At 37.2% G+C, this 19790-nt stretch carries 24 protein-coding genes; 14 read left to right on the forward strand and 10 right to left on the reverse strand.

The window, feature by feature from the left end:
* Positions 1 to 108: 108 nt before the first annotated feature.
* From H6G79_RS19775 to H6G79_RS19790, 4 genes are all read left to right on the forward strand, one after another.
* Positions 109 to 474 carry an HNH endonuclease family protein gene (locus H6G79_RS19775; RefSeq protein ID WP_190595283.1) on the forward strand — a complete coding sequence of 122 codons (366 nt, stop codon included), beginning with the start codon at positions 109 to 111 and terminating at the stop codon, positions 472 to 474.
* A 198-nt stretch (positions 475 to 672) separates the two neighbouring features.
* On the forward strand, positions 673 to 969 hold the full coding sequence (locus H6G79_RS19780; protein WP_190595284.1) for a BrnT family toxin: 297 nt from the start codon (positions 673 to 675) through the stop codon (positions 967 to 969).
* Positions 959 to 1243 (forward strand): hypothetical protein, encoded by a 285-nt coding sequence (locus tag H6G79_RS19785; RefSeq protein WP_190595285.1) that lies wholly within the window; start codon positions 959 to 961, stop codon positions 1241 to 1243. Before H6G79_RS19780 ends, H6G79_RS19785 begins: the two co-directional genes overlap by 11 nt.
* Before the next feature lie 85 nt (positions 1244 to 1328).
* The gene (locus H6G79_RS19790; protein WP_190595286.1) at positions 1329 to 1550 is read left to right on the forward strand and encodes a hypothetical protein; all 222 of its coding nucleotides are present in this window, start codon (positions 1329 to 1331) and stop codon (positions 1548 to 1550) included.
* Between the two features lie 59 nt (positions 1551 to 1609).
* Here H6G79_RS19790 and H6G79_RS19795 read toward each other — a convergent pair whose 3' ends face one another.
* From H6G79_RS19795 to H6G79_RS19805, 3 genes are read right to left on the reverse strand one after another with little or no spacing between them, the layout of a single operon-like run.
* The gene (locus tag H6G79_RS19795; RefSeq protein ID WP_190595287.1) at positions 1610 to 2284 is read right to left on the reverse strand and encodes a Shedu immune nuclease family protein; all 675 of its coding nucleotides are present in this window, start codon (positions 2282 to 2284) and stop codon (positions 1610 to 1612) included.
* Positions 2281 to 2604 (reverse strand): type II toxin-antitoxin system RelE/ParE family toxin, encoded by a 324-nt coding sequence (locus H6G79_RS19800; protein ID WP_190595288.1) that lies wholly within the window; start codon positions 2602 to 2604, stop codon positions 2281 to 2283. Before H6G79_RS19800 ends, H6G79_RS19795 begins: the two co-directional genes overlap by 4 nt.
* Positions 2601 to 2933, reverse strand: a complete 333-nt coding sequence (locus H6G79_RS19805; protein WP_190595289.1) for a DUF433 domain-containing protein — start codon at positions 2931 to 2933, stop codon at positions 2601 to 2603. The genes H6G79_RS19800 and H6G79_RS19805 overlap by 4 nt, the downstream gene beginning before the upstream one ends.
* Positions 2934 to 3022: 89 nt before the next feature.
* Here H6G79_RS19805 and H6G79_RS19810 point away from each other — a divergent pair, with 89 nt between their 5' ends.
* From H6G79_RS19810 to H6G79_RS19825, 4 genes are all read left to right on the forward strand, one after another.
* Complete coding sequence (locus tag H6G79_RS19810) at positions 3023 to 3265, forward strand: YgiT-type zinc finger protein (RefSeq protein WP_190595290.1); 243 nt, start codon at positions 3023 to 3025, stop codon at positions 3263 to 3265.
* A gap of 61 nt (positions 3266 to 3326) precedes the next feature.
* Positions 3327 to 3491, forward strand: a complete 165-nt coding sequence (locus tag H6G79_RS19815) for a hypothetical protein (protein WP_190595291.1) — start codon at positions 3327 to 3329, stop codon at positions 3489 to 3491.
* A 333-nt stretch (positions 3492 to 3824) separates the two neighbouring features.
* The gene (locus tag H6G79_RS19820) at positions 3825 to 5024 is read left to right on the forward strand and encodes a TRM11 family methyltransferase (protein ID WP_190595292.1); all 1200 of its coding nucleotides are present in this window, start codon (positions 3825 to 3827) and stop codon (positions 5022 to 5024) included.
* A gap of 35 nt (positions 5025 to 5059) precedes the next feature.
* Positions 5060 to 5971 (forward strand): Bpu10I family restriction endonuclease, encoded by a 912-nt coding sequence (locus H6G79_RS19825; protein ID WP_190595293.1) that lies wholly within the window; start codon positions 5060 to 5062, stop codon positions 5969 to 5971.
* Positions 5972 to 6347: 376 nt separating this feature from the next.
* Here the strand turns inward: H6G79_RS19825 and H6G79_RS19830 are convergent, their stop codons facing one another.
* Positions 6348 to 6545, reverse strand: a complete 198-nt coding sequence (locus H6G79_RS19830; protein WP_190591318.1) for a hypothetical protein — start codon at positions 6543 to 6545, stop codon at positions 6348 to 6350.
* Between the two features lie 129 nt (positions 6546 to 6674).
* On the opposite strand from H6G79_RS19830, the gene H6G79_RS19835 reads away from it, so the two are divergent.
* The gene (locus tag H6G79_RS19835) at positions 6675 to 7055 is read left to right on the forward strand and encodes a hypothetical protein (RefSeq protein WP_190591319.1); all 381 of its coding nucleotides are present in this window, start codon (positions 6675 to 6677) and stop codon (positions 7053 to 7055) included.
* Positions 7056 to 7423: 368 nt separating this feature from the next.
* Positions 7424 to 9760: a tetratricopeptide repeat protein gene (locus H6G79_RS19840; protein WP_242048467.1), complete on the forward strand. Its 2337-nt coding sequence runs from the start codon at positions 7424 to 7426 to the stop codon at positions 9758 to 9760.
* 104 nt (positions 9761 to 9864) lie between these two features.
* Here the strand turns inward: H6G79_RS19840 and H6G79_RS19845 are convergent, their stop codons facing one another.
* The 3 genes from H6G79_RS19845 to H6G79_RS19855 all read right to left on the reverse strand — a co-directional run bounded on the left by H6G79_RS19845 (position 9865) and on the right by H6G79_RS19855 (position 12554).
* Complete coding sequence (locus tag H6G79_RS19845) at positions 9865 to 10428, reverse strand: Uma2 family endonuclease (RefSeq protein WP_190591320.1); 564 nt, start codon at positions 10426 to 10428, stop codon at positions 9865 to 9867.
* A gap of 68 nt (positions 10429 to 10496) precedes the next feature.
* Entirely contained in the window at positions 10497 to 11645 is a 1149-nt protein-coding gene (locus tag H6G79_RS19850) for an FAD-binding oxidoreductase (RefSeq protein WP_190591321.1), read from the reverse strand.
* Positions 11646 to 12554, reverse strand: coding sequence for an isopenicillin N synthase family oxygenase (locus H6G79_RS19855; RefSeq protein ID WP_190591322.1), 909 nt, complete (start codon positions 12552 to 12554; stop codon positions 11646 to 11648).
* 221 nt (positions 12555 to 12775) lie between these two features.
* Here H6G79_RS19855 and H6G79_RS19860 point away from each other — a divergent pair, with 221 nt between their 5' ends.
* The 4 genes from H6G79_RS19860 to H6G79_RS19875 all read left to right on the forward strand — a co-directional run bounded on the left by H6G79_RS19860 (position 12776) and on the right by H6G79_RS19875 (position 17355).
* On the forward strand, positions 12776 to 13285 hold the full coding sequence (locus H6G79_RS19860; protein WP_190591323.1) for a GNAT family N-acetyltransferase: 510 nt from the start codon (positions 12776 to 12778) through the stop codon (positions 13283 to 13285).
* A gap of 195 nt (positions 13286 to 13480) precedes the next feature.
* Complete coding sequence (locus H6G79_RS19865; RefSeq protein WP_190591456.1) at positions 13481 to 15157, forward strand: NAD(P)H-quinone oxidoreductase subunit 4; 1677 nt, start codon at positions 13481 to 13483, stop codon at positions 15155 to 15157.
* Between the two features lie 552 nt (positions 15158 to 15709).
* On the forward strand, positions 15710 to 16828 hold the full coding sequence (locus H6G79_RS19870; protein ID WP_190591324.1) for a mechanosensitive ion channel family protein: 1119 nt from the start codon (positions 15710 to 15712) through the stop codon (positions 16826 to 16828).
* Positions 16829 to 17172: 344 nt separating this feature from the next.
* A complete protein-coding gene (locus H6G79_RS19875) occupies positions 17173 to 17355 on the forward strand; it encodes a hypothetical protein (protein WP_190591325.1) in 183 nt (60 codons plus the stop codon).
* A 27-nt stretch (positions 17356 to 17382) separates the two neighbouring features.
* On the opposite strand, the gene H6G79_RS19880 is transcribed toward H6G79_RS19875, so the two are convergent.
* From H6G79_RS19880 to H6G79_RS19890, 3 genes are all read right to left on the reverse strand, one after another.
* Complete coding sequence (locus H6G79_RS19880) at positions 17383 to 18654, reverse strand: proton extrusion protein PcxA (protein WP_190591326.1); 1272 nt, start codon at positions 18652 to 18654, stop codon at positions 17383 to 17385.
* An 86-nt stretch (positions 18655 to 18740) separates the two neighbouring features.
* Positions 18741 to 19415, reverse strand: coding sequence for a carbonic anhydrase (locus tag H6G79_RS19885; protein WP_190591327.1), 675 nt, complete (start codon positions 19413 to 19415; stop codon positions 18741 to 18743).
* 79 nt (positions 19416 to 19494) lie between these two features.
* Positions 19495 to 19788: a P-II family nitrogen regulator gene (locus tag H6G79_RS19890; protein WP_190591328.1), complete on the reverse strand. Its 294-nt coding sequence runs from the start codon at positions 19786 to 19788 to the stop codon at positions 19495 to 19497.
* Positions 19789 to 19790 lie beyond the last annotated feature (2 nt).

Consider the following 19790-nt stretch of genomic DNA (forward strand, 5'->3'; position numbering starts at 1 on the left):
ATCTTTTTTACGCAATTTTGCTCCAACTACAACAGAAATGGTTGATAAACTAATCTCAGTTGCACTCGACTTAATAAATCCTCAACATTTAAGAAACTGGTTTGCTAGTTGCTGCTACTGTACCTCATAACAGCCGTAGGTGCTGTATATAAAATATATAACGGAAGAATTACAATTGAACATATTTTACCTCAACGTAATCTCAATGAGTATTGGAGAGAAAGATTTACAGATAAAGAGCATGGTGAATGGTTACACAAACTTGGAAATTTAACATTGATTAGTGGTACAAAAAACTCTGAAGCACAAAATAGTTCATTTGATAAAAAGAAAGAAATTTATGCTAAGAATAATAAAAAAGTTTCATTTGATATAACAAAGGATGTTTGTGAATATTCAGAATGGAATCTTGTTTCGCTTACTAGCAGGCATCAAGTTTTAGTAAACATAGCAAAAAATATTTGGATGGTTTAGACAATTCCTAAATCAACCACATTCTCAGTCTTTTTTATACCTTTTTCAATCCATATTAAATTCACTTCAGTTTAGTGAAAATGTCAGATGATTTTGATGAGCCATTGGCAGACTTTGAGGAATACGCTCCATGAGGCTCATGCTAGATAAACAAAACGTATTGACAATGTAAATACACTTTGTCTACCATATTAAGGTATGGATGTGTATTTCGTGCTTAATGGTGTCACCTTCGTCTGGAATGAAGAAAAAGCTTGGATAAATCCCAGCAATCATGATGGCGTGACATTTCAACAAGCCACAGAGGCATTTTTCGATCCGTTTTTAGTGATTGTTGATGCAAGTCGCAATAATGAGGAAAGGGATGCTGTAATTGGCTTAGACAGACGTTGGAATCTTCTATATGTCGTCTACATTGAACGTGAAAACGACATAATTCGGATCATTTCTGCTCGTAAAGCGACACGCAAGGAGCGAGAATATTATGAAAGCTGAAGCACTTAAAAAGCGACTAGATAAAAATCGTCCAATGACGACAATCACAATTCGCATTCCCGAAGATGTCATTGAAGATTTGAAGCGCATAGCACCATTGCTGGGATTTTCTGGCTATCAGCCACTAGTTCGTGCTTACATTGGGCAAGGGCTAAGAGTTGATTTGGAAAGACTAGAGGATGATACAGTCTCAGCACTGATTAGCAGCTTGAAACGTCATGGTGTGAGTGATGAAGTTATCCATGAAGCCCTTAGTGAAGTTACTCAAAGGTAGTTTGATGGCGATCGCCACAACTCACATGAAAGGTTATTAGTGGGAAGCGATCGCCTATCCATTCTCTAAGGAAGTTGAAAACGAAATGGAAGATGAATTACGTCCTGAGTACGATTTCGCTCAAATGCAGGTAGGCGTTAAGGGTAAATATGTTGAGAGATATCGTACACAAACAAACTTAGTGCGTTTAGATCCCGATGTTACCGAAGCTTTTCCCAACGATGAAGCGGTGAATAACGCATTAAGATTACTAATTCAGATTACCCAACGTCAGCAATCTAAGACTGATGTACAGCAAACTGAATAAAAGTTGTTTTTAGTGAAGTTTTTTGGCTGTGAATTATAGCAATATCAAAGTTATGACGATTAGCGATCGCTCTCATCTTTTACAATAAAATTTTCAGCCTGAGATTCTGCTTCATAAATCAAGGGATATAGTGAAAGCCTATCTCTAATGTCTCTAGCTAATTGATCAAATGTGATACAAATTATCTTCCGTGAGTCTACTAAAACCTTATTTAAACGCCATGTCAATCTAGCTTTATCAATAGGAGAAATAAAAGCATCTCTACCGATAACAAGAATGCCATAAAATTCTATATTCTCACTGCCGAAAATAGAACGTGCTAGAGAGGTATTTTTAAAATCATCGATTTTCCAAAACCAATCAATGATTTGACTAAATCCATGTTCAAATTTAGGCGACCAATCTGATGTGCTTCTGCCTTTATCTATAAAAATACTATCTTGAGCAGCATCTTCAAATTCAATAAAACAGTAAGTATTATTTACAGAATCGCCGATTACCAAGTCAGCACGAAAATCACCATATAAGGTGAACTCATGTTTAATTTGGTTAAATCTTACAATCAGAGGAACGTAAGAACCAATAAACGCAGACAAATGTAGTCTTTGCTTAAAGAAAGGAAGTATATCCTGATTCTCTTTTAATACACTATTACTATTAAGTAAATTCTCAAGTTCTTCAAGTTCATATAGACACTGTTTAAGGTCTAAAGTAAAAGAATCCAGACCTTTCATTTTTCAGCCTCTTTTGATGAGCCATATAATATCTCCAGGCGCTCATGATTAACTATATCAATAACAGTTACTTTTCCCGGCTTAAAATCAAAAATAATTCTATATGCGCCTGCTCGCCCAATAAAACAATTAGGTATATAGTTTAGTTTATTAATTGACATTGATGAATAATCAGGAAATAAGGCCAGGCTATCGATAGCACGAATAATTTTTTCTTGTTCTTGATTTGGTAGGCTATCAAGTGATATTTGTGCTTTATCTAGTAAAAAAACTTTATTTATGTTTAACTGTTGATTATTAAATTCAATACCTGAACTCATAAAAATGGCGTAATTTTATGGATGATATTTATATTATACGTCTTATTACCTGACATCCACTGTGTTTCTAAGACTTGACATTCTGCTTGATATTGAGCAATTTCTTGTTCCATAGCTTCCTGATTAGCGTAATAATAGGCAAGCGCGGCATAAACTTGCGCCAAGGATAAGTATGGATACTCTGTCACAATATCTTGAGGAGATAAGCCAGCTTGAAAATCCATGATAATGTTCTGCACTGTCATGCGTGTACCAGCAATGCAAGGGCGATCGCCAGCAACTCCAGGTGTGCTTACAATTAAGCTACCAATATCAACTATTGCTACCATGTTTTTCCTAGTTATGAACCTCTTGAAAGGTGATCGGCGTTATCTAATCATAACTGTTTATGAAGTTACTGAGCTTGAGGGCTAGACTTATGTATGGATATAGATGTGAATATTGTGAATGCACTGTGCAACCTCGAACAGTTAAGCGTGAAGCATTTAAACATAGGGATGGTTTCGTCATTCTTGAAGATGTGACTATAGGCGTTTGTGATACCTGTGGAAATCGCTACTATTCAGCCGATATTCTTCATACGGTTCATGCTGTAGCAACTGGAACAAAACCCCCTGAAAGAACCGAACAAATTCCGGTTTCCCATCTAGAATCAGCATAATTAATGCTGTATAACTTTAGGGGGTCAAGTTAACAGTAAACATAAAGAAATTGAAACCAAAATGGAAGATGAATTACGTCCTGAGTATGATTTTGCTCAAATGGAAGGCGGGGTTAGAGGTAAATATGTTGAGCGATATCGTACAAAAACAAATATAGTACGCTTAGATCCTGATGTTGCTGAAGCTTTTCCTAACGATGAAGCGGTAAATAACGCATTAAGATGACTAATTCAGATTGCCCAGCGTCAGCAAGCTAACACTAATGTACAGCCAACAGAATAAAAGTTGTGTTTGGTGAAGTTTTTTGTTGGTGGATTGAGGTTATGACGATGAGCGATCGCTCTCATTTTTCACAATAACATTTTCAGCTTCTACCTATGCCTTATAAATCAAATCCAGATTGCCAAGTATCAGTAAGCTAACAATAATTTACAGCAAACAGAATAAAATTCCTCTGATGTAGCAGCTTTTAGCCAAGTTCTCATGAATTAGCAACGCTGAATGTTAAACTAAATTGAGTTTTAGAAGCATAGATTGAGACATAAGGATGGTTAGCAATTGAAGGAGTTTGACAAACCCATTCCACAAGAAAGGCTTGACATTGTTGAGAAGACACGAGCTAACTTATTTGCTTGGCGTGGTCAGTTTTCACCTCAACTTATTGAAGTTATATTAGACTCATATTGTCTACCTAACTCAGTTATTCTTGACCCTTTTGTGGGTAGTGGAACTGTTTTGCTAGAAGCTGGCACTCTCGGATTTAAATCCTATGGTTTTGAAATCAATCCATCCGCCTTAATTCTTAGTAAAATCTATGAATTCATAAATAATTCTCAAAGAAAACAGGTTATAAAAGTTATTAAGAATTTAATAGATAAAGAATTTATATGTAAAATTTGTGCTAGTAGTAACCAGTTATCAGATTTAGCAGTAAAATTAAGAGAAGTCAGAAATAATTTATGTGAAGAAGAACGCAAACTATTTGAGGCTTTAATCATACTCCTAGATATCGGTAAAAGTAATATTAATAATGAATTTGTCCAGTGTAAATTTGCTGATTTGACTAGCTTAATCGAGAAACTTCATTATTCTGAAAACCCAATTATAGTTGCTTTAAACGATGCCCGTTCTCTTCCATTAAAAAACGACAAAATAGATTTTGTGATCACATCACCACCTTATATAAATGTATTTAATTATCATCAAAATTATCGGATCTCTGCTGAGATATTGGGGTGGGACATATTAAAGGTAGCCAAGTCAGAAATTGGATCTAATAGAGCAAATAGAAGTAACAGATTTTACACGGTAGTACAATATTGTCTAGATATGGCTGATGCTCTAAGGGAGCTTTCAAGAGTCACGAAAGATAAGGCTAGGCTTGTGTTTGTTGTGGGACATCAATCTAATGTCTTGGGATTACCTTTTTACAACGCTGACATTATTGAAAAAATTGGAGTAAGAACAAATCTCTTTCATAAAGTTTTGAGGCAAAAGAGAGAATTTAAGAATAAGTTTGGAAAAATCATTAGAGAAGACGTAATTAACTTTATCAACTTGAAAAATCAGTGTGATCAGGAAAATGTTGATCAAATTGCCAGAGAAGTAGCATTTGATGTACTGAAAAGTAGTATTGTCTTAGTCCCACCCAAAAACCTTGAATATTTAGAAAATGCAATTTCCAAAATTAACGATATTCAAGGAACACCAATTCTAGAAAGAAAATCACATATATATCAATCCCATTATTCTGTTTAATTAGGAAAAATCAAAATTATCAGCAAATTCAATTTATGTCTGAACTTTCTCGTCCTCACTACACGAAACTAAGTGCTTGTCTCAATAACCGTCGGCTACCGGAAGCTGATAAAGAAAGGCTAGAAGAGGCTGTGAGAAAGTATCACCAGTGGATTGCTGATTTAGAAGCAATTGAACGTGGTCAAGTAGATACAGTAGAAAAGTTAGTAGAAGCTACTAATCGATACAAACGTTTTATTGAGCTTGATTTAATATTCGACAGTTCAGAGAACTTTTTATATAGGCAGAAGGGCCAGCTAAAACTAGATAATACTATTTTAGAGGAATTTTTACCGCAAGTAGTTTTTCGTAGTTTGCGAGGAATAGATGATTCTTTTGAGTTAGGGCCAAGAAGTACATTCTCAGGTCTTTCTTTTCTATCATCTCTGGGAAATCTTGGTCAAGGCGGTGAACCAAGTATTAGGACTAAAGATCAGGATTTCATACTTGGTAAAAGATTATATTTAAAGTCATCCTTTGACCCTGGATTTCAGGACTATAAGTTGATTGAGTCACATTTAGGATATGTGTGTGCAGAATGCAAGACCAACTTAGATAAAACTATGTTTCAAGAAGCAGTAGCCACCAGTAGGGATTTGAAGATAGCTGTTCCTGGCTCTTTATACTTTCTCATTTGTGAATTTCTTGATATGACACCAATTTCCATAATTTCAACTCAAATTGATGATGTGTTAATCGTACGAAAAACTAAGCGGATGTCTTCTAATATTCGACAAGAGTATCGAACACCAGAGGAAAGACAGTTTCATAGACAGGAATATGTAGACTTTTTGGATGCTTCTAAATACTACCCTGATGTATTTCAAAGGATGATTGATAAGATACAGGCTCTAATTGATGATACAAGTCCATCAATGGAAAACGTTTTAGAGCAGGGGCATTTTTAATAATATTTCTTGTGACCACAATGGATTTTATTAATCTGGATGTGCTTCTGTGTTTGCGATCGCAATTCAGCAAGATACAACCTACAAAGCTTGCAAGCTATAATGCCACAATTTTAAACAGGACTTACGCACCAAAATTGTCTGTGGGGATTGGGTGTGGGGGTGAAAGGGTATGGGGTGTAAGGGTTTTGAATACTTACACCCTTACACTCTCATACCCCTGCACCCTTTACTAAAACCTTATTTTTTCGTTTTTTTGCGTAAGTCCTATTAAATTAGGGATGTTAATTCAAAGAAAGTCGCAGAAATAGACTTCGTATACCCATTTGTTATTTATGCGATCGCTAATTTTGTAACTTGTTTTACAGCAACGCCATTATCCTGTACCTTGCTGTTTCTGTTTATCCAGTTTCTCTTGAATTGCTTCACGACAAAATTCAGGCGGATCATCTTGTTGTTGTATCGCCTCCTTCATTTCTTTCGTGACACGTAAATTGACTTGTTCAGTCAAGGGTTTATCACCTTTTCTTTTTCCTGGTTCTAAATTTTCCGGCGTTCCTTTAGGGTTCGGCATTCATGTAGAAATATAAATATACCTTGAATCGATTGATAGCAATCGAATAGATTGTTTAATCGGTAGGTAATTGAGCCTGGAAAACTTGTTACCTACCGAACCACTTTATGAAATGGCAATTTCTATTCTATGTTCACAAGAACAGAACTTGAACTGTTGACGCTGGCTCAACTGAAAATTTTGTGTAACCGCTATGGTTTACGTCCAACAGGGAACCCAGGATACAAAGTCAGCTACATCACGACACTGATGGCGTTCCCTGTATTGGCGATAAGTCAGATGAAGGATAACCGAGGTTTGAGAATACCATCATTCGAGAGTTATCAACATCTCAGCGTTGCGTTGGATGAAATGAATCAACCAACCTTAGAACAGATAGCATTAATCAGGATTTCAATGGAAGGTAGGCGTATGGAATATCCGGCGAGATATGACCAGGAACAATTACTCAATCGTTATCATGCCAAAAATTACCTAGAACAAGCGATCGCTTTGCTGGAAATCAAGTAATATCTATTCCGTCGCCAGTCGCAGAAATAGCTTTTGCATACACATTTGTTATTTCTGCGATCGCATTTGCCACATAGCGGTTCTCGCTGGAGTCAAATATAGAGTGTTAGAATTTAACTATTGGCAGTACATACTTACTGGTGTAAAAGTTAGCAGGGTTCTACAGAAAAACATCACCAAAGAGTTAATTAGCGTGAAAAATTCAACGCTAACTTTAGTAAGCAAGGTAAAAAGTTGCTAGGCGGTAAACATATCCCACGTAAGTTAATGAGGATGACGACAAACTTACTATTTGCTGAATTATGTAAAATGACATTAACCTGATCTAATGTTTAACCCTTCATTGTTCATGAAGGGTCTTAGAATCTATGAAACTTTCAGTTACCCTGAACAGCAAGAATCAATTTGTTTTAGCATTAGTCTTGAAAAGTGCGATCGCATTTTCACCCTTGCTGCTGTCTACTGGTGTGGCGAGTGGACAAACTACACCACCCATCACCCAAGAACAAACTATCGCGCAAGTTCTCTCTAATCAAGAACGCGCAGAATTAAACCAACTGCGAAAGCAAGCACCATCTAATGGCATTTCAACAACTATCTTGCTCAATCTTTGGTTAGTCATATTAAGTTTATTTCCTGTAGCTGTGATTGCTTTATTTTGGTTGTTACGGCGGGTAGCCATTAGAGAAATTGTTGATAAAGCAATGGGACAGCTACAAGGCATCGAAAATTTGCAAAATCAAATAGTGATTGTTAAGCAAGAAGCGGAAAATCTGATTCAAGAAGTCAAAAAAATCAATCGAGAGTTAGAAAATGAATCGGAAGCCCTCAAGCAGAATATACAGCAAGAAAAAGAGAATTTATCTAATTTTCAATCTGAGATATTGCAATCCAAACACAATATTTTATCGGGGTTAGAAGTAGAAATCAAGAATCTACAAAATCATCTAGATAATTTAGAAGCTGAATTTAGTCAGCAATTACAACAATTGCACCTAACCATCCAGCAAAAACGCGATACCAGTTTGGAAAATATCGGTAATTTAGAATCTGATTTTGCTTCCCAGATTGCTGAAATCAAAATAGGCACTGAAAAACATAAGCAGATAACTTGGGAATATTTGGAAAAATCCCAAAATGAATTTATATCTCAGTTTGCCAATTTACACGCAGATTTTCAACAACAAAAAGATAATTTAATTGCGGAATTGCTCAAAACGCAACAAGAATTTATCTCAGAATTGGCGGGAATTAGAGTCGATACCGAACAACAAAAAGATAGAACTAAAAATAATATTGCAGAATTAGAAAATAGCTTTAATTTGCATATATCTAGCTTAAACTCGGCAACTCAGCAGCAAAAAGATGACTTACTGGCAGAATTAGTCAAAAACCAACAAGAATTTATCTCAGAATTGGCAGGAATTAGAGTCGATGCTGAACAACAAAAAGATAGAACTAAAAATAATATTGCAGAATTAGAAAATAGCTTTAATTTGCATATATCTAGCTTAAATTCGGCAACTCAGCAGCAAAAAGATGACTTACTGGCAGAATTAGTTAAAACGCAACAAGAATTTATCTCAGAGTTGGCGGGAATTAGAGTAAATGCTGAACAGCAAAAAGATAAAACACTGGATAATATTAGAGAAATAGTCAATAGTTTAACTGCTCAACTCTCTGGCTTACCATTGGAGTATGAGCAACAAAAGCAGGTTTTATTAGAAAATCTAGAAAAAATCCAAACAGCCGCACAGTTAGATATTAGCAACCATAAAGATTCAATTATCGAAAATCTGGAAAAATCTGGTTTAGAGTTTGCGGAACAATTTTCAGAACTGCAAGTAAATGCTCAAAAACAAAAGTTATTCCTTCTTGAAAAGCTGGAAAAATTAGAAACTGAATTTGTGTCTCAACTGTCAGAATTACAATTAGATGCTCAACAACGTAAAGAGTTAATTCTCCAAGAAATTACAGAGTCAAAAACAACCCAACCTCAAGCACCACCAGTATCAGTAGAAGCTGATATCCAACAAGGTGATGATTTATTTGCCCAAAAACAATATGAAGCAGCGATCGCCTGTTACAATCAAGCAATAAAAATCCAGCCGGAGAATGCCACCGCTTGGTTAAAACATGGTCTGACGTTAGCAAGACTGAAGCGTTATCAAGATGCGATCGCTTCTTATGACCAGGCTATCAAACTGCAACCAGATTATCATCAAGCGTGGTGCGATCGCGGCGTGGCGTTTGGTAATCTGCGTCAGCATAAGCAGGCTTTTGCTTGTTTCAATAAAGCCACAAAAATCAAACCCGATGATGTCACGGCTTGGTTAAACCGGGGTTTATCTCTCATAGAATTGGAAGAATATGAAGAAGCATTAGCTTCATTTGAGCAAGCGATTAAATTACAACCCAACTCGCCCAAAATCTGGGATAAACGCGGTTACACGCTGGTAAGATTAGGTATGGATGACGATGCGATCGCTGCATTTAATAAAGCCATAGAACTTAAGCCAGATTACGCAATTTCTTATTATAATAAAGCAGCTTGTTATGCTCTCCAAAAACAAGCTCAATTAGCAATTGAATGTCTCCAACAAGCAATAGAAATTAATCCCAGATATAAAGAAGATGCGGCCAATGATATCGATTTTGACGAAATCGCTAAAAATGAACGATTTCAACAGTTAATTGCTGATTAATTTGATATAGCAATTCTAAATGATGTACAAACATCCATCTCCCTTGTCTACCTTGTCTACCTTGTCTCTGTTATTCACCTATAAAATCAGACTGCTATATCCTATTAAACTTGCAACTCAAATCCAGCCAATACATCTTCCCCAGATAAAATTGCAGGTATTGACACAATTTCTACAGCTTTTCCTTGTCGATAAATTTCCACGTTGGCATTTTGGGTATTAATCAACCAACCCAAACGTAACCCATTATTTATATATTCCTGCATTTTCTCTTGAATAGTTATCAGGCTATCTGTTTCCGAACGTAATTCAATTAAAAAGTCAGGTACGAGTGGCGGAAATTTTTTGCGTTGTTCTGGCGTTAAGGCTTCCCAGCGTTCTAACTTTACCCAAGCCGCATCAGGAGAACGTTTTGCACCATTCGGTAGTATAAAGATAGTCGAAGAACTAAAAACCTTGCCTAATTTATTTTGACGATTCCAGTTATTGAAGTCTGTAATTAAATCTGCTTCTAGATTTCCGCTTTCTCCTCCCACGGGTGCCATAATTATCAACTCCCCTGCGGCATTCATTTCTAGGCTTAAATCACGATTAGCAATACACAATTGGTAAAATTGCTCATCAGTTAAATGAGTTATCGGTTCTAAATTCAACACAACTGTATTCATGTCAACTCTTCCTGATATCTTTTTTGTTATATGATAATTTTATTTAATTATTAATTCTACAGTTTAACTTACTTCATACTTGAAATTATTTGGTTAATAATTTCATCTTCCTTCCCAGTGACAAAGTTAGCAAAACGTTGTGCTAAAGGTGGAACAAAAACAAGAGGATTACTAAATCCTGAAAAAATATGCAAACCTGCAAATTCTGGGATAGCACCAATTACAGGTAAACGATTGTTGCTAAAGGCAACTAAACAATGATGCCAAGTTCCTGGTAATTTAGCCATATCCGGTAACACAGCAGCAATACTATTTCGTAACCAATTTTCGCTGTCTTCGGTGTTTACCTCTGCATCAGGATTTGTAAGCACACGACTAATTTGACCTACACGCAAGCTACCATCTAAAAATTGCACTGCACCTACATCTAATATTGGCGAAACTAATTCATCGTTCAATTCATCCCACAATTCATCAGCTTGTGTCGATGCTGCTTCTAATTGAAATCTTTGCAGATTCGCAGGCATTACTAAAGTTTGCAAATGTAAATCTACAGGTGGAATTTCAATCATTTCGGCGTGAGTAAAATACACTTTAATAGAAATACCTGCTGATTTGAGTAATTTGCGGCTGAGTCCACCAGCGCAAATTACAACATTTGTACTGTGATAAGTTCCGGTATTTGTTTGGACACCACCTTTCAATATTTGCAGAACTTGACTAATTTGCATTTCCCCACCAGCGCGTAAAAAAGCTTGGATGTAAGCTTGTGCGGTTTTCTCTGGATGAATATGTCCATGTTTCACAGTTAAAGCGCCGGAAATAACTTCCCGATTTATTAGTGGTTCTAACTCATAAGCGTCTTGTACACTGAGTAAACTTGGCGGTACAGCACAATTAGCATAGACGCTGGCGGCGGTTTCTGGGTGAGTATCGGCTGCAATTGTCAGTAATAAATCTAATTCTCGCAATTCAATATCAGCATCTAATTCTTGAGACAAGACTTGATAACGATCGCTCGCTTCTTGGCATAATTGACGAGTGAGTGGTGTTGTTCCTGACCAATAAGCTAGTCCACCATAACTATATCGAGTTGCATTGTCTGGTGTGGCGTGTTGTTCCAACAACAGCACACGCAAGCCGACTTTGACTAATTCATAACCCAGTGTCGCACCTGTAATTCCGCCACCAACCACAATCCAATCGTAGGTTTTCATTTAATATGTTGCTTGTAGACGACTCAAAAGATATTCTCCCGCAAGGATGGGAGAATAAATAGGCGCACGTTCCTTTTGGCAAGTTTCCAAACAAGCAATTTCTGTATCATCATTAGGATGACAGAAAAATGCTATTGAATAGCGCGATCGCTTTACCCTATAATCATTGGGAATCATTACCCGATGCTTAGTTGAACAAAACACATCATTTGTCCAACGCTGCATCAAATCTCCTGTATTCACAATCACCGTATCAGGAATTGTCGGCGCAGTTATCCACTCTCCAGTTGTTGTTTGCACTTCCAAACCACCCACATCATCTTGGAATAGCAAAGTAATACTGCCATAATCAGAATGCTCCCCCGCACGCACTTGTCCAGGTTTCGGAAGTTCTTGGATTGGCGGATAATGTAGCAGTCGCAGAGTATGATTTTGCTGATTGTGTCTAATCGTTAAAAAATCTGTTGGTAATCCCAACGCCAAAGCAAATGTTGTTAATACTTTGTTAGCTAGTTCTGTACAAGCTTTATAAAATGCAATAATACAAGAGTTGTTTGCTAAACTCACACCATCAATAGAAAACGCAACTTCTACCTTGCTAAAATTAAAAGCTTCTTTTAAGTCTCCTGGTTGACTTGGATTAAGTCGCTCTCTTTCTCTGCCAACATAACCAGTATTACTAAATTCATCTTGCCAAGCTATTTGTTGTTTAACTTCTAGCGGTAAATTAAAAATATGTTGACTATAGCTAAATACTTCTGCAATCAATTCTTTTGAAATGCCATGATTTTGCAAATACATAAAGCCAACTTCATGGCAAGCTTGATAAATTTGTTTCACCACAGCATCTTGAGCTTGTGAATCACTATTTATCAAAGCTGGTAAATCAATAATTGGTATTCTGCACATTGGAGAAATTATATATAGCGTTTGTCAGTTTAGTGCAGTACAAGAGGCTAGAGGCTAGGAACTAGAGAAATGCACCTCATTGAGATGAGAAACATAAATCTTAAATCATGCGGTAACAACTTCTTTCTTCTCTTCCTTTGTGTACTTTGCGTACTTTGCGGTGCGTTTTCATAATTTCTTGTTCACGACTGATCTAAAATATACATAGTAAGGAAATTATTTTGCTAAAAATTACTCAATGCGAAACTGACAAAGACAAAGCCCATATCAAAGATTTGCTCTTGGAATATTTTAGCTGGATAAATTCTATGTGGAACCAGGAATTTAACCTGAGTTTTGATGTTAATTCCTCCTTAGAAGAATGTCTTGCTCAACTTGATGAATTTATGCCGCCAGCCGGACGCTTACTTTTAGCAAGATATAAAGGCAAAATTGTTGGTTGTGTTGGCTTACGCCGCATTGAGCAGGAAATTGGAGAAATAAAAAGGCTGTACGTCCAGCCAAAGTTTCGCGCCCAAGGTATAGGCCGAGAATTATTAGAAAATATTATCTATGAAGCTGCCAATTTAGGTTACTCAAAACTGCGCTTAGATACGGCTCCTTTTACGAAAGCCGCGCAGGCACTGTATCATTCACTCGGTTTTCAAGATATCGCACCATATTTTGAAAAAACAGAAGTCCCTCCAGAATATCGAGATAACTGGATTTTTCTGGAATTGAGACTTTATTGAATCTAAAGTGTGTAATTATTCAGTTTTTAGGCAAATAAACACCATTATTACTTATATTTAAACAACTTTACTAGTATCGCAACATTGGCATAATCAATTCCTTCTATAGCAATCTGCGATAAAGATTTATGAAGAAAATTTAACATAATTGCATATAATGAAGTTATTCAACTATAAGTATTTTTGCTTACTGCCATGATAGCGGATGGATTTCCTTGGCTAACCGCGATTATTCTGCTCCCACTCGTTGCTTCCATGCTCATTCCCGTGCTGCCTGATAAAGACGGCAAACTTGTGCGCTGGTATGCCCTAGGTGTGGCGATCGCGGATTTTATCTTGATGTGCTACGCCTTTTGGAAGCATTACGATGCCAGCAGTGCAACGTTTCAACTCGCGGAGAAATATACCTGGGTGCCTCAGTTGGGGTTCAGTTGGGCAGTTTCAGTCGATGGAATATCCGCGCCACTTGTGCTACTGGCAGGACTAGTCACAACCCTTTCAATGTTTGCGGCATGGCAAGTTAACCTCAAGCCACGCCTGTTTTACTTCTTAATGTTGCTGCTATATAGCGCACAAATCGGCGTATTCGTCGCCCAAGACTTACTGTTGTTCTTTATTATGTGGGAACTAGAATTAGTTCCTGTTTACCTACTAGTCTCCATTTGGGGTGGTCAAAAACGCCGTTACGCTGCCACCAAATTCTTACTTTACACCGCCGCCGCTTCTATTTTTATTCTCGTAGCAGGCCTAGCAATGGCACTCTACGGCGACAATACAACCTTTGATATAGTCGAACTTAGTGCCAAGAATTATCCCTTAGCTTTAGAACTGTGGTTATATGCTGGGTTATTAATTGCCTTTGGTGTCAAATTAGCAGTATTTCCCTTGCATACATGGTTGCCCGATGCCCACGGTGAAGCATCTGCTCCTGTATCCATGCTATTAGCAGGTGTACTGCTGAAAATGGGTGGATATGGATTAATTCGCATCAATTTAGAAATGCTCTCCGATGCCCATGTTTACTTTGCACCAGTTCTCGCAACTCTTGGTGTCATCAATATTATCTATGGTGCATTAAACTCCTTCGCTCAGACGAACATGAAGCGCCGCCTCGCTTATTCGTCTATTTCTCACATGGGTTTTGTATTGCTGGGAATTGCCTCCTTCACCGATGTCGGTGTCAGTGGTGCAATGCTGCAAATGCTTTCCCACGGTTTAATTGCCGCAGTTCTATTCTTCTTAGCTGGTGTTACCTACGATCGCACCCATACAATGGCAATGGAAAGTATGGGCGGTATTGGTCAGCTTATGCCAAAGGTATTTGCCCTGTTTACTGCTGGTGCAATGGCATCACTCGCACTTCCCGGTATGAGTGGCTTTGTGAGTGAACTGCAAGTATTTGTTGGCATTACTACCAGTGACATTTACAGCCCTACATTCTGCACCGTGATGGTGTTCTTAGCCGCAGTCGGCGTGATCCTCACCCCGATTTATCTGCTGTCGATGTTGCGACAAGTATTTTACGGTACTGGCTCAGAACTCACCTGTGATATTGGTAACTCTGCTTTTGAAAATCAAGAAGATGAAGGAACAGTTTGCTTCGGTACAGACTGTCTCCTACCCAGCGAAGCAGTTTACCGAGATGCCCAACCCCGTGAAATCTTTATCGCCGCTTGTTTCTTGGTGCTGATTATTGGTGTTGGGATTTATCCTAAATTGGCTACACAAATGTATGATGTCAAAACCGTGGCGGTGAATAGCCAAGTACGTCAATCATATATTCAATTTGCCGAAGCCAAGCCCGAAATCTATGCCAAGGGATTATTTGCACCCCAAGTTACCCAGCCGGAAGTTTTAGGAATCATTAAATAAATTCTTCCACCAAAAAATTAATTAGCCGTTATTAACTGCGTGGTGATGTATGCAGTTGATGACGGCTAGTTTGTTGATTATGTACTTCACTCACTTACAGGACTGACGCACAAAGATTATTCATGGAGATTGGGTGTAAGGATTTTGTTATCATTTGCAGGTTTTGTTGTAATTTTGTTTTCTTATCTGAACTGTATTGGGTGATGTGGTGCGATCGCAAATCTTCAGAACAGTAGATTGGTTAAACCCAACCAAGCCCAGTAATTAAAAATACATTTACTATACTTACTAGTATAAATACTGAATTACCTAGCAAATTCACTAATATTTTTAAGAATATCACCGGATTACAACCAGTATTAGCACGAGTAACATTTAGCTCATAACACCATATCAAATGCTGAGTTAAGGGCGAAACGTCAAATTCACCTTCCCCTACTCAGATAGTGTTGTACAAACACACAGCATGAGTCTTTCTCAGCATTAAATGATTGTTATACAAAAAGCACATGGCGATTAAGTATAAACAGCTATTACTGGTTGGCTAATCTTATGCAAGAAATTTTGAACTTACTGAAAAACATTGACTACTCTGGCATACCTATCGGCAAAATAGTGACTGTCATTGTTGTCTTAACTTTGACACAGACCTTAAGACGATTCGTAGTGGAATTAATAGTTAGAACTATTGAACGCTTTACAAAACAAACCAAAACCGACCTCGACGATGAACTAGTAGGGATTATCAAACCGTCTTTAAGTTGGTTAATTTTGATTGCTGGACTATGGTTTGTCAAAGAAATTCTGTCACCAGAATTAGGCATTCAATTAAGCGAGTCAATTGGTAAAACCCTTAACTTAATCGTCGTTTTTATCGTTGCTTATGCTATTTATCGAGCCGCTTCCATTTTAGGTCAGATTATTGCTAACTTAGTACTGCATACTGACACAGACCTTGATGAATTACTGAGACCATTAATGCCGAAAATATTTCAATCGGCAGCAGTTATAGTCATTACGATTAAAGTCAGTGAAATCTTTTTAGGACAATCAGCCGCCGCCTTAGTTGGTTTATTAGGTGGTGCTGGTATTACTCTAGGTTTGTTGTTCAAAGATATTGTCTACGACTGGTTTTGTACAATTATTATCTACTCTGATAACCTTTATCGAGAAGGTGACTGGGTGGGAGTAGCAGGCGTTGAAGGTTTTGTTCAAGTTCTCAATATTGGATTTAGAACCACAACCTTGCATGTATACAAATGGGGTTCTATTTTAAAAATGCCCAACTCTAGAATGATTACTGGCATTGTTGAGAATTGGTCACAAAATCCTGGTGAGGAATTAAAATGGGGCATTAGCTTAACCCTAAAGATTGATAATATTTCCGCCCAACAAACTGCTAGAATCTGCGATGCAATTCAAGTAATGCCTGAATCTATTAAAGGCTTATCAAAAGAAATTATCGTCCGCTTTAGTCAGATAGAGAATAATGCCCGTGTGATTAATATCGTTGGTTTTGTTAATGATGACAAACTCTATTTTGCCGCAGAGAAAAACTTAAATCTAGCCATTCTGGAACTGTTAGAAAAAGAAGGCATTGATTTTCTATCTGTGGAACTGGAAACTACCCCAGAAAAGCATAAGCTTAGTCAACTGGGAGTGAATAATTAACTTACAATGACTGAATTAAACCTAACTTGCAATTGACGGGTTTCGACTGCGCTCAACCCTCTTTTAGTAAGACTATCGAGCATTGAGCGTTCGCGTAGCGTCTCCCTTGGGGAGAAGTCGAAATGCACCTTCTAAATAATTCTGTCAACCTGATTTTAAAGTACTGAGTGCTGAGTAAAAAGAAGGGTTACTTTTTTATGTTTTCTTGTGTACGTAGTTCATAACAGCTATTTAATAAGTTACAAAACGGATTTAAATTTATTTAAATCCCTACTTTTAGATATATGACCATTCACTCTATTGCTAGTTAAGCTAAAACCAGATACTAAAACAAGTGCCAAGATATGAATAAAACATTAATCACTAGTGTGATTTTTGCCATGTTAATTTTGTTGATTTTTTCTCCTTTTGCTGCGCTGGCTAGTTTAATGATTGTTTTGCTAATAGCAGCAACCTTTTGGTTTATCAAAAACCTATTGCAAATAATTTTTAGTGGCAATGTTCAGCCAACAGAAGAAAGAGATTGACAATCTATTACACGTAATTCGCTAATCTTATTCGTTCATTTCTTTATATGTAGCCAATGCTGAAGGTGACAAGCGGCTGAGGTAACGGAATATCCAATATTTCACAACCGTATCTAAAATCACGGGAAATGTGGCAATAAATAGAAATATCAAACTTGTATTAGGTGCTAGTCCCAAATGCTCGGCTAACCCTTCGAGAATTACTTCCCAACCGTGTGGTGAGTGGAAACCTACAAATATATCGGTAAACAAAATAATCACAAAAGCTTTAGCACTATCACTCAAGCCAAATATCAGTTCATCTATCAAAGACTTAATCGCTGCAATTTCTTTTTTACCATTAGCAACTACAACAGCAAAGGCGACTAAAGAAATTAAATCAGCAAAAACATTACTGATCGCTTCTTTACTTTTTTTGCGGAATTCTTGAGCTATTTCAATAGCTTTTTCTTTAACACTAGACTCAATTTCCTCTGGAGATAAACTAGGCGATTTCTTGAGGAGGGTTTGAAATTTTAACTGTTCTTCAAAGGTTTTTAACTCTTTGAAAGCTTCTTCCTCCATTTCAGAATTAATAAAAACAGCAGCGAGTTGTTGACTTCTAACACGCTCTACTATAGGACTCACTAAAAATTCTTTAGAAAAACGCTGTGTTAATAACGGAATCACAATTAACAGTAACAAGAACCGCACGGAAGTTCGGGTGCGATTTTGGGAAATGTGGTAATTCCGAATAAAATCGGCTTCGGCGTTGGGCGAAAAGTCTGTGGTAATTCGATTAATGGTTCTCCCGATAGAACTGGGGAGAAAACCTATACTTTGATTGTTGCCGGCAGGATTGACAACATTAGATGTATTTTGATAAATTTCACTGTCAATTTTTAGGGGCTGAGATACCGATTGTTGATTTACTTTGCTAATTATTAAGGTTTGTTGCTGATACTTTTCAATAACTTCATCAATAAACTGGAGTTTCTCTAATAAAACAGGGTTGGAAATTTCTAATAGTGCGCGGCTGGACTGGAATTCTGCGAGTCTCAGTTTAATAATAGTTAAATTTTGGCTCAGTACGTTCTGCCAATACGACATGACATTTGGTGTCTCATTTACGGATGCGGCAGAAATGATTTGATTGTTAAAATGCTCTACTTCAATATTTCTGATTTTCTTGGCAGCATCATAAGCTTGGGCAAGCGATCGCTCCGGTGTATTGACAAACCATTGTTTCAGCACTTCCCAATATTCATATACCTTTTGCCGCAGCAAATCACTATTCTTTGTAAACAAAAAATTCTTCATTGCCGTATTCAGTGTAAACTAGAATTAAGATAGGGTAATCATGAGTTTAAAATCTCACGATTACCCTATCAAGCATTAATAATTAATTACTCTGAATATACACCAATCAACGGATTTGGTACAGGGAAGGGACGATTTTCTAAAATCTTAAATTGACCAATCTCGGCATCATAAGCAAAAACTTCACCAGTCTCAATTTCATAAATCCAAGCATGAAGAGTCAATTGACCACTATGCAGTCGAGAACGAATAATTGGATGAGTTTCGAGATTTTCTATTTGTGTCAGTACATTCTGTTCAATAGCAATTCTTAAAAGCTTATCGCTGGGGCAATCTTTATAGTTATCCATCACCAAACGGCGAGTTGGTTCAGCGTACTGCCTCAACCAGTCATAAACTAATGGCATTTGCTGTGCCAAGCTACCTATCTGTAATAGTCCTCGCATGGCTCCGCAATGAGAATGACCACAGACAACTACATCGTTGATATCTAAAGCCTGAATTGCATATTCAATTCCTGCACCTTCCGCACCGTGATGGGAGCCATACGGAGGAATAATATTCCCAACATTACGAATAACAAATAAATCTCCTGGCTGACTCTGGGTAATTAAAAAAGGATCAATCCGAGAGTCAGAACAAGTAATAAATAATACTTCTGGTGTTTGTCCTTGCGATAAATTTTCAAATAATTCGCGGTGTGTAATAAAATAATTATCGTGAAATTCATTCAGCCCCGCAATTATGCGTTTAATCGGCACGGTTAAAAACTCCTGAGTAATCAGATAAATAGGATTTTTAGAGACGTTGATACTATCAATACGTCTCTTCAGAGCTTATCTAATGTGCAATCCACTTGGCATCAGAGACAATACACACACCTCCGAATTTTTTTAAAATCGGCTCAATTTCTGTTACTAATTCTTCTTCTTGTTCTTGTGTGCATACACTCATAATATAGCCATTAGTGAGTATATGACTTTCTAAATCATTAAAAACTCTACCTCTATCTCCTTTACCTGTAACATCTTCAATTACAGTGTAACCGGAAACTCCGATTTTCTCTAAAATATCTAGAACTTTTGGTAGTTCTAAAGAATTTGTGACTATCTCAACTTTCTTGATGGCTTCCACTT

Origin of the sequence: Anabaena sp. FACHB-83 (genome assembly GCF_014697485.1) — a bacterium.
Classification (GTDB): domain Bacteria; phylum Cyanobacteriota; class Cyanobacteriia; order Cyanobacteriales; family Nostocaceae; genus Nostoc_B.